Origin of the sequence: Vogesella amnigena (assembly GCF_042648905.1) — a bacterium.
Taxonomy (GTDB): Bacteria; Pseudomonadota; Gammaproteobacteria; order Burkholderiales; family Chromobacteriaceae; genus Vogesella; species Vogesella amnigena.
Window position 1 is genome coordinate 1 of record NZ_JBHRYH010000020.1, and the last position, 9329, is coordinate 9329.

10 protein-coding genes, 1 tRNA gene and 1 pseudogene are annotated in these 9329 nt (G+C 61.9%); 1 reads left to right on the top strand and 11 read right to left on the bottom strand.

The genetic code is table 11. The features are described from left to right. Positions 1–329: 329 nt before the first annotated feature. From ACFOKJ_RS09680 to ACFOKJ_RS09690, 3 genes are all read right to left on the bottom strand, one after another. Complete coding sequence (locus tag ACFOKJ_RS09680; protein ID WP_390279047.1) at positions 330–1280, bottom strand: GlxA family transcriptional regulator; 951 nt, start codon at positions 1278–1280, stop codon at positions 330–332. A 140-nt stretch (positions 1281–1420) separates the two neighbouring features. Further along, positions 1421–2131: a GntR family transcriptional regulator gene (locus ACFOKJ_RS09685; RefSeq protein ID WP_390279049.1), complete on the bottom strand. Its 711-nt coding sequence runs from the start codon at positions 2129–2131 to the stop codon at positions 1421–1423. 286 nt (positions 2132–2417) lie between these two features. Further along, positions 2418–2493 (bottom strand) — tRNA-Thr (locus ACFOKJ_RS09690). Positions 2494–2627: 134 nt separating this feature from the next. Here ACFOKJ_RS09690 and ACFOKJ_RS09695 point away from each other — a divergent pair. Beyond that, complete coding sequence (locus ACFOKJ_RS09695; RefSeq protein ID WP_390279051.1) at positions 2628–3269, top strand: HugZ family pyridoxamine 5'-phosphate oxidase; 642 nt, start codon at positions 2628–2630, stop codon at positions 3267–3269. 98 nt (positions 3270–3367) lie between these two features. Here ACFOKJ_RS09695 and ACFOKJ_RS09700 read toward each other — a convergent pair whose 3' ends face one another. The 8 genes and pseudogenes from ACFOKJ_RS09700 to ACFOKJ_RS09735 all read right to left on the bottom strand — a co-directional run bounded on the left by ACFOKJ_RS09700 (position 3368) and on the right by ACFOKJ_RS09735 (position 9324). Next, complete coding sequence (locus tag ACFOKJ_RS09700) at positions 3368–3937, bottom strand: YceI family protein (protein WP_390279053.1); 570 nt, start codon at positions 3935–3937, stop codon at positions 3368–3370. A gap of 24 nt (positions 3938–3961) precedes the next feature. After that, complete coding sequence (locus ACFOKJ_RS09705) at positions 3962–4501, bottom strand: YceI family protein (protein WP_390279055.1); 540 nt, start codon at positions 4499–4501, stop codon at positions 3962–3964. A gap of 15 nt (positions 4502–4516) precedes the next feature. After that, the gene (locus ACFOKJ_RS09710; RefSeq protein ID WP_390279057.1) at positions 4517–5056 is read right to left on the bottom strand and encodes a cytochrome b; all 540 of its coding nucleotides are present in this window, start codon (positions 5054–5056) and stop codon (positions 4517–4519) included. Then, positions 5057–5509 (bottom strand): MarR family winged helix-turn-helix transcriptional regulator, encoded by a 453-nt coding sequence (locus tag ACFOKJ_RS09715; protein WP_390279059.1) that lies wholly within the window; start codon positions 5507–5509, stop codon positions 5057–5059. Positions 5510–5677: 168 nt separating this feature from the next. Continuing rightward, entirely contained in the window at positions 5678–6667 is a 990-nt protein-coding gene (locus ACFOKJ_RS09720) for a GlxA family transcriptional regulator (protein ID WP_390279061.1), read from the bottom strand. A 176-nt stretch (positions 6668–6843) separates the two neighbouring features. Further along, positions 6844–7515: pseudogene (locus ACFOKJ_RS09725) on the bottom strand (ABC transporter ATP-binding protein); the annotation flags it as partial. A 33-nt stretch (positions 7516–7548) separates the two neighbouring features. Continuing rightward, positions 7549–8676: a succinylglutamate desuccinylase/aspartoacylase family protein gene (locus ACFOKJ_RS09730; protein ID WP_390279063.1), complete on the bottom strand. Its 1128-nt coding sequence runs from the start codon at positions 8674–8676 to the stop codon at positions 7549–7551. Positions 8677–8685: 9 nt separating this feature from the next. After that, entirely contained in the window at positions 8686–9324 is a 639-nt protein-coding gene (locus ACFOKJ_RS09735; protein ID WP_390279065.1) for an ABC transporter permease, read from the bottom strand. Positions 9325–9329: the final 5 nt, after the last annotated feature.

The following is a 9329-nucleotide window of genomic DNA, read 5'->3' on the forward strand; positions in this document are numbered from 1 at the left end:
CGTAGCGTGGCTTGAGCTGCGGTGTACGCCAGGCCGGCTGCCAGGTTTCGTGGTGTTTGAGCCCGTGCTTGAAGAGGCTCCAGAAGGAATAACGGTTTGCCATGGGGACTCCCCATAATGTTGCCAAAGTGTGGGTGCATTGTTGGCCAACCGGGCGTTTAAAGATTGACCAAAACGGACACACTACGTGCTTATTGCGTCGTATCCAGACCGCTGTCGCCAGTGACCAGGCAGGTTTGGCGTGCAATGAAAAGATGGGACGGGCAGAGGGCGTGAAAATGACCAAGGCAAGCCGCTGCGCTGGGCATGGCTTGTCTTGCCTTGACAAGCTATTGCTTGAGCTGCTGCAGGGCTTCCTTGCGCATTTCCGATGGCGACTTGCCGAATTCGGCGCGGAAGCGGCGTGAAAAATGGGAGGTATCCAGAAAGCCGCATTCCATGGCAATGAATGACACCTGATTGCTGGTATTCAGCAGCAGGTTCCTGGCATGGTTGATGCGGATCTTGATGGAAAACTCTGCCGGCGACATGCCGATTTCTTTCTGGAACAGCCGTTCCAGATGGCGGTGGCTCAGGTTGACTCGGCTGGCGATTTCTTCGATGGAAAGCGGGGTGCTGATATTGCGCTCGATCAGCAGAATGGCTTTGTGCACATTGATGTTGCTGATCTTGGTCTGCACGAACGGTTGTGGCTGCGGCGCTTTTTCCGAGAGGGGAAACTCTTCCAGCATGATGCGCAGCGCGCGGCTGGCCTCGTATTTGCCGCAGTGTTTTTCAATGATGCTGGCCGCAAGGTGCATGACGCCGGCGGCGCCGGCGCAGGTGATGCGGTTGCCGTCATTGATGAACAGGCTGTCGGAGTTTACGTGCAGCCTGGGGAATTCCGACTCGAACTGCTGGTGGTGAAACCAGCTGACACAGGCTTTGTAGCCATGCATCAGATCAGCGCGGGCCAGAATGAAGCTGCCGGTGCACACCCCGATAAGCGGCACATTCAGTTCCGCGGCTTTTTTCAGATAGCCGATCAGGCTGGGGGAAATCTTCCTGCCCGAATGCAGCAGCCCGCCAATCACCACGATGTAGTCAAATGCCGCCGGATCGATCAGCTCGGAGGTGGGGCAGACTTCTATGCCACTGCTGGAGCGGATTGGCTGGCTGTTGTAGCTGACCACCTTCCATTTGCAGCGGATCTGGCGACTGAAATCACCATCGTCCGCCGCCAGACGCAAGGCGTCCACAAAGTTGGAAAAGGCACTAAGCGTAAAATCTGGGGAAAGCACAAAAGCGACCGAGAGCGGCTTTGTCTTGGGTTCCTGGTTCAATGATTGCTGGCTGTTCATGGCTTTCCTGTGCTGCGGTGTACTCACTCGCGCGGTAGTCTGCGCGCAATTGCTGGCGGTCTGGCTGTGCGGTGCCCTTGTCACTCCACTGGAATATCCAGCCCCTCCGGGGTGACATACATGGCCATATTGCGCCGCGACAGTTCAAGGTGAGCACGAATGATCTCGACCGCGGTATTGGCATCGTGCCGCTCGATGGCGGCGATGATTTCGTCATGCTGCTGCACAGCGGTAGCCAGCTCATGCTGCATATGCTGGCTACCCGGCTGGTAGAACGTCTTGGCCAGTCTGGCATGGTCGATCAGCAAGCGGTGCAGGCTGGGCAGCAGGTAGGGGTTGTGCGCCATCTTGCCAATGGCCAGATGGAACTGGTCGTTGTAATACACCCGGCTATCGACGTCGCCTTGCTGCACCGCGTGGCGAAATTTTGCCTGGATGGCTTTCAGGTCGGCGATTTCCGTGGCAGAGGCATCCAGTGCCGCCAGCTTGGTGGTGGCGATATAGATCAGCGGTGCTGCCAGGAAGAAATTGCGCAGCGACTGATAGTTCATGGAAGCCACCCGCGCCGCGCGATTGGCCTCCAGTTCGATATAGCCTTCTGCCGCCATCTGGCGCATCAGTTCCCGTACCGGTGGGCGTGACAGCCCGAACTCCTCGCTCAGGGCTATCTCATCCAGTACCGCCCCGGGGGGCAGCTCCATGGTGATGATCCGCTGCCGGAGCACCTGCGCCAGGGCTTGCTTGCGGTCCACGGTACGGGGTGTGCCTGCCTGTGGCTCTGCAGTACCCATGGCGTGCTCCTGTTGTTTGTTTGTCTACAAATTGTAGACTGCTAAAAGTTTCTGTGTCTATCACCTTTAAGGCCGGTGCGGCCAACCCCGGGCAGCACTGCATCGGCGATCAGCAGGATCGCCGTGCTGGTTGCACCACGCGCAGGGTGGCGGACGCCAGCGGCAAGTGCTAGTCATGCTGTTCAGTCGAGCAGGAGGGGGGCTGGAGTGCGTACGGCAGGGGCACAAACATGGCACAAAATGAAAACGGGCCAGGTGCCGGAAGCGCCTGACCCATTGATTCTTTTGGTGCCGGTAAGAGGAGTCGAACCCCCGACCTTCGCATTACGAATGCGCTGCTCTACCAACTGAGCTATACCGGCACACTGTCCGCCTCTTGAGGCGGAGCGGCAGGCATTATAGCGGCAGGGTACGGGCTTTGAAAACAGCTGCCGTGGTTGCCAGGCGGCAGCGTGCGGTTCTATCGTAGAGGCTCTGTCATTCATTATTGCCGATCATGAAAATTGCCATCGCCGATTGCCTGCATCTGCTGCATGGCTGTGACGATGCCGCGCTGGCCACGCATGCGCAGGCCTTGCCCGGTTACCCGTTCGTTACCAGTGTGCCGCTGGCGCTGGATGCCGCCCACTGCCCCTGGCTGCTGATGAGCGAGCTGGCCGAGCATTGTCGCAATGTCCGTGCCGATGGGCGGGTTAGCCTGTTGTTGCAGCAGCCGGCGGACGAGGTGCTGGCATCGGCGCGCATGACGCTGCTGGGTGACCTGCAAGCGGCTACGCCGGATGCGGCCACGCAGCAGCGCCTGCTGCGTTACTGCCCGCAGTTTGCCGATTATCTGGCGCTGGGCGATTTCCACTTTTTCCGCCTGCAGCCACGGCGGGTGCGGTTTATCGGCGGTTTCGGGCGCATGGGCTGGGTGGAGGAGGCGGATTGGCAGGCGTTGCCGCTGCTGTCCGACCGTGACGAGGCTGCGGTGCTGGCCGGCTTGCAGTTGCCGCCGCAGCTCACGGTGCTGGGGGTGGATTACAGCGGGGTGGATGTGCGGCGCGATGGCCAGCGGCTGCGACTGCCGCTGCCGGATATGGTGGCGTCCGTGGAGGCGTTGGCCGCAGCGGTGCGGCAGCAGCTGGCGTTACTGTAGTGCCAGTGTGGCAATGACAAAGCCCTTGCGCGATGCGCAAGGGCTTTGTTGCTTGCAGGCGCCAGCCATACTGCCGGTGGCGCTCGGGCATGGGCAGATTACTGTGCCTGGGTGGCTTCCAGAGCGATGCTCAGTTTCACTTCGTCGCTGATTGCCGGTACGAAAGTCTTCATGCCGAACTCGCTACGCTTGATGGTGGCAACGGCGTTGGCGCCCCAGGTTTCCACGCCGGACATCGGGTTCTTGCCCTTGCTTACGCGGCTCAGGGTCAGGGTAACCGGCTTGGTCACGCCCAGCAGGGTCAGGTTGCCCTGGATTTCCGCCGGCTTGCCGCCTTTGAAGATTACCGCGCTGGACTTGTAGTTCAGGGTCGGGAATTTGGCCACGTTGAAGAAGTCGGCGCTCTTCAGGTGGGTATCGCGGTCGCCGAGGAAGGTCTGCAGCGAGTTGGCGTCGATGGTTACATCCACGCTGCCTTTCTTGGCGGCTTCATCTACCACGACCTTGCCGCTGATCTTGGTGAAGGTACCGTGTTGCAGCGACAGACCCAGGTGGTTCACCTCGTAGGCGGCGTAGGTGTGGGTCGGGTCGATGTTGTAGTCGACCGGAGCGGCAACAGCCAGGCCAGCGGAGGCGAACAGGGCGGCGAACAGGGTAGTGCGGATCATCGGGTATCTCCAGTAAGGGTGGGGTCAGACATTGTTCAGCACAATGCGGAACTTGAGGTCTACGTTGTCGGCCACGGTGCCGGTATCGCTCCAGCTGCCTTCGCCGATCTTGAATGCCAGGCGGGAAATCGGCAGCGCGCCGTCAATGGCCAGCTGCTTGCCTTGCGGGCTGATCTGGAACGGCGCGCTTACCTCGCGGGTGATGCCCTTGAGTGTCAGCTTGCCGCTTACCTGGTAGCGGTTGTTGCCCAGCGGTTTGATGCTGCTGGAGACAAAGCGTGCTTGCGGGTACTGGGCAGTGTTGAACCAGTCTTTCTTGCGGGCTTCGGCATTGGCATCGGCAGTGGGCAGGCTGATGCTGTTGATGTCGATGCTGATGTCGGCCTTGCCGGCCTCCGGCTGGGCCGGGTTGAAGCTGACGTTGGCCGCAAACTTCTTGAAGCTGCCGGATACCGGTACGCCCATCTGTTTCATGCTGAAGATCAGCTGGCTCTTGGCCAGGTCTACCGGCTGGGCCAGGGCGGGGGTGGCCAGTGCGGCCAGCAGTAGCAGTGTGTGTTTCATGTGGGGGTTCCTGTGTCAGCGGCGCAGGCTCATGCGGTCGAGCAGGCCGTCCTTGTCGATGAACTGGTGTTTCACCGCCGCCAGTGCATGGCCGATCACCACCACTAGCAGCACATTGTTGAGAATGCCGTGCGCCGCCTTGAGCTGTTCGCCCAGGTCCGGATTGGCGGCGATCAGGTCCGGCAGCGGCAGCACGCCGAACAGCACTACCGGAATGCCATAGGCCGAGCTCATCAGCCAGCCGGACAGCGGAATCACCAGCATCAGCAGATACAGCATGGCATGGCCGATGTGGGCGGCGGCGCGGGCGTGGCTGCCCATGCTTGCCGGCAGGGCCGGGGCGCGTTTGCCCAGGCGCAGCAGCACGCGCACGGCCAGCAGCAGCAGCACGATGATGCCCAGCCACTTGTGGTAGCTGATCAGCTGGAACTTGGCCGGCGATAGCGGCAGGTCTTCCAGGTAGCTGCCGAAGATGAAGGTGGCGATGATCAGCACGGCCATCAGCCAGTGCATGCTGATTTGCGCCGTGGTGTAGCGGGTGGTGGGTGCTTGCATTTACGGTTCCTGTGAGTGTTCCATTGCCTGGCGCAGCTGGTGCAGCAGTGCACTGGCGGTGGCTAGCTCGCTGTCGCTCATGTGATCAAAAGCCCGGCTGATATGGCCGGCCACGTCCGGAAACGCCTGCCGGAACAGCGCATCGCCCTGCTCGGTGAGCACCACGAACAGGCTGCGGCGGTCATTGGCATCCACGGTGCGGGTGATCAGCTGCTTTTCCAGCAGCCGGTCCAGTACACCGGTCAGGGTGCCTTTGGTGATCAGCGTCTTTTCCGACAGTGTCTTGCAGCTCATGCCCGCGGTATTGCCCAGCGTGGCGATGACGTCGAACTGGGCATGGGTCAGCCCGTGCTGGCGGATGCGGTTGTTCGACAGTTGCTCAAACGCCTGGTAGGCGCGTACCAGCTCGCGGATCAGCTCGCGGGTACGGGGCAACGGGATGGCTTGCGTCATAGAGATTGCCTGCCGGTGAATTAGTTCCGGCTAGAATAGTTCTGGTTCGAACTAATGACAATCAAGCTTTTTTGAGATGCTTGTTCAGTTTTTTAGAAAAGGGTGTTGGCGCTGTCGGAAAAGCAAAGGGCTGCCTGGGCAGCCCTTGTCGATGAGGTGGAGTCGTGCTCAGGCCTTGCCGTCGCCGGGGTTGCTGCGCTGGGCGCGCTCTTCGCGCGGGGTGATGCCGAAATGGCTGCGGTAGGTGCTGGAAAAGTGCGGGCCGCTGGAGAAGCCGCAGGCCAGGCCGATCTGCACGATGGATTTGCTGGTCTGCTGCAGCAGCTGGCGGGCGCGGTTCAGGCGCAGTTCCAGGTAGTACTTGGATGGCACGGTACCGAGATACTGCTTGAACAGTCGCTCCAGCTGGCGGCGCGACACGCCGACGTAATAGGCGATGTCGTCGGTGGTCAGCGGCTCCTCGATATTGGCTTCCATCAGGCTTACCGCTTCGGTGAGCTTGGGCTGGCTGCCGCCGATACGGGTAGCCAGCGGAATGCGCTGGCGCTCGTTGCCAGGGCGCAGCCGTTCCATGCTGAATACCTCGGACAGCTGGGCGGCGAATTCGTGGCCAAGGTTGGCCGCCACCAGCGCCATCATGAAATCGTAGGTGGCGGCGCCACCGGCACCGCTCATGCGGTTGCTGTCCATTTCGAACAGGTTGGACGATACGATCACATCCGGGAATTCTTCGGTCAGGCGGTTGATTTCCTGCCAGTGGATGGTGGCACGCTGGCCGGAGAGCAGGCCGGCGCGCGCCAGCCAGTAACTGCCGCAGCCTATGCCTATCAGCGCCGTCTGCTCGGTGAGTTGGCCGTTGATGGTCTTGGCCAGTTCATCGGCGGAAATGTCGATGCCCACTTCGTCGGCCAGCACCACCAGCGCATCCAGCTTGGGGGCGTGCGCCAGCGGCAGATCCACCGGCATTTTCAGGCCATTGCTCATGGTGACCATTTCACCGCTCAGCGACAGCGGCAGAAATTCGTACACCCGGCGCTCGGCCAGCTGGTTGGCGCGGGTCAGCACTTCGGTGGCAATGCCAAAGTCGGCCAGCGAAGCATTGGGCAGCAGCAGAAAGCCGAATCGGACAGGTTTGTTGCTGGTGATTGTGGTGACCATATCCTGGTGCTGGGGCGTTGTGCGGGATGGGAAAGGCTGCGCATTGTGTCGCGTCGCCCGCTGGCAGGCAACTGCACTGTATCGGGCGACATGCCTCGCATCAAGCGTATCAGGGAAATAACAAAGCCATGCTGACGTTGTAGCCAGCATGGCTGTGGCAAATCAAGGCGACAGCCTTACTTCAGGCTGCCGGACAGGAACTGCGCCAGGCGTTCGCTCTTCGGCGCCACCAGCACTTCCTTCGGGTTGCCCTGCTCCTCGATACGGCCCTGGTGCAGGAAGATCACGTGGTTGGACACCTCGCGGGCAAAGCCCATTTCGTGGGTCACCACCACCATGGTGCGGCCTTCGCGGGCCAGGTCCTGCATCACGCGCAGCACTTCGCCCACCAGTTCCGGGTCCAGCGCCGAGGTCGGCTCGTCGAACAGCATCACTTCCGGTTCCATCGCCAGCGCGCGGGCAATCGCCACGCGCTGCTGCTGGCCGCCGGACATGTGCGACGGGTATTTGTCTTCCACACCCTTGAGGCCAACCTTGTCCAGGTATTTGCGCGCGCGGGCGATGGCTTCGTCCTTGGGCACGCCCAGCACGTGGATCGGCGCTTCGATGATGTTTTCCAGCACCGTCATGTGCGCCCACAGGTTGAAGTGCTGGAACACCATGGCCAGCTTGGTGCGGATGCGCGCCAGCTGCTTGGGGTCGGCCGCCTTCAGCGCGCCGTTGCGCTTGTCGGTGGTGAGGCCCAGCTGTTCGCCGGTCACGGCGATGGTGCCGCTGTTGGGCTGTTCCAGCATGTTGATACAGCGCAGGAAGGTACTCTTGCCGGAGCCGGAGGAGCCGATGATGCTGANCGCCATTGGCGGACTGATTCGGTGTCTGGTTCATGCTGAGAGCAACTTTCCGGTTTTGAAGGCATCGGCGCTGGCAACCTTGGCCAGCCACTGTCCTGCGGTAAGGTAATGACGGCTTTCGGTGGCGTACAGCATGCCGGCACGATTGGCGCGTACCGCGCTGACGCGGTCGTTTACCGGGTCGATGACATCGGCGATATGGTCGCCACTGTTCACTAGCTGGCCGGCGGCCAGGTAGTAATGCACCACGCCGGCGTGCGGTGCCAGCAGGTTTTCCGATCCGGCCAGCGGCGTTGCCGGATAGCGCAACGCGGGCAGGGCGGGGGCATCGCCGCGGATCACGCCACGATGGGTGAGGAAGGCGAGGATGGCATCGGCATCCTGGCGGGCAAAATCATGGTTCACATCGGCCTGGCCGCGCAGTTCCACCGTTACCGACAGGCAGGCCATGGCAATGGCGACTTCCAGACCGGCATCGCGTGCCAGGTCGCGCAGCTGCCACCACAGCTGGCTGCAGGCTTCGTCGAACGGGTTGTCGCCCGAGTCCTCCGCCAGCAGGGTGCAGGCGGCATTCAGGTAGCGGGCCAGCGGTTCGCACTGTTCCCACAGCGGGGTGCCGGTATACAGGTGCATCGCCGCGGCGCAGTCGCAGTGCAGATCCAGTACCACGTCGGCATCGCAGGCCAGCAGCATCAGCGTCTTGCGCAATGCCGCCAGTTCGGACACCGGCTGGATGGCCGCGACTTTCTGCAACAGCAGCTGGCGGATGCGGCGGGTGTTGGCCGCAGCATCGCTGCCCAGTTCCTGCCGCAGCTCGGCAAAGATTTCCGCGGCGAATGCCGGGTAGTGGCGGTTGAAATTCTGGCCGCTTTGCAGCTCGAAGCGCCCCAGTGCCACGCCGTTCAGATGCTGGTCCAGGCCAATGGGGTTGGCTACCGGCACCAGCACGATCTCGCCCTGCAGCCGGCCTTCGGCTTCCAGCGCGGCAAGGCGCTGTTTCAGCTGCCAGGCGGTGAGCATGCCCGGCAGCTCGTCGGCATGCAGGCTGGCCTGGATATACACCTTCTCGCCGCTGCCGGCCGTGCCGAAGTGAAAGCTGCTGATGCTGCGGTTGCCGCCCAGGCTGCCGCTTGGCAGCGGATGGTCGATGCGTTGCATGATGGCTCCTTAGTGCTTGCGCGGTGCCAGGTAGGCCAGCCAGCGGCGTTCGGCGCGTTTGAACAGCCAGACGAAGCCGAAGGTCAACAGCAGGTAGATGGCGGCGGCGGTAAGAAACGGCTCGAACGGCATGTAGGTGTCGCTGAACACGCGGCGTGCCACGCCGGTCACGTCGGCCAGGGTCACCAGGCCGGCTACCGAGGTGGACTGCATCATCATCACCACTTCGTTGCTGTACGCCGGCAGCGCGCGGCGCAGTGCCGACGGCACCACGATGCGGCGCATCATCAGCCATTTGCCCATGCCCATCGCCTTGGCAGCCTCGATTTCGCCATGGCTGGTATTGCGGATCTGGCCGGCGATGATCTCGGTGGTGTAGGCGGCGGTGTTGAGGGTGAAGGCCAGGATGGCGCAGGCGTAGGCTTCACGCAGGTATTCCCACGCCCAGCTGTCGCGCACCCATTCGAACTGCGACAGGCCGTAGTAGATGATGAACAGCTGCACCAGCAGCGGGGTGCCGCGGAATACATAGGTGTACAGCCACACGGCGGTGGACAGTACGCGGTTGCGCGACACACGCATCAGCGACAGCGGTACCGCCAGCGCCAGGCCAGCCAGCAGCGACCAGAACAGCAGCTCCAGCGTCAGTTGCA

Bases quoted from the DNA above. Each gene is read 5' to 3' on its own strand.
- ACFOKJ_RS09685 (WP_390279049.1), bottom strand. From the start codon at position 2,131: ATGGGTACTGCAGAGCCACAGGCAGGCACACCCCGTACCGTGGACCGC.
- ACFOKJ_RS09695 (WP_390279051.1), top strand. From the start codon at position 2,628: ATGAAAATTGCCATCGCCGATTGCCTGCATCTGCTGCATGGCTGTGAC.
- ACFOKJ_RS09700 (WP_390279053.1), bottom strand. From the start codon at position 3,937: ATGATCCGCACTACCCTGTTCGCCGCCCTGTTCGCCTCCGCTGGCCTG.
- ACFOKJ_RS09705 (WP_390279055.1), bottom strand. From the start codon at position 4,501: ATGAAACACACACTGCTACTGCTGGCCGCACTGGCCACCCCCGCCCTG.
- ACFOKJ_RS09710 (WP_390279057.1), bottom strand. From the start codon at position 5,056: ATGCAAGCACCCACCACCCGCTACACCACGGCGCAAATCAGCATGCAC.
- ACFOKJ_RS09715 (WP_390279059.1), bottom strand. From the start codon at position 5,509: ATGACGCAAGCCATCCCGTTGCCCCGTACCCGCGAGCTGATCCGCGAG.
- ACFOKJ_RS09720 (WP_390279061.1), bottom strand. From the start codon at position 6,667: ATGGTCACCACAATCACCAGCAACAAACCTGTCCGATTCGGCTTTCTG.
- ACFOKJ_RS09730 (WP_390279063.1), bottom strand. From the start codon at position 8,676: ATGCAACGCATCGACCATCCGCTGCCAAGCGGCAGCCTGGGCGGCAAC.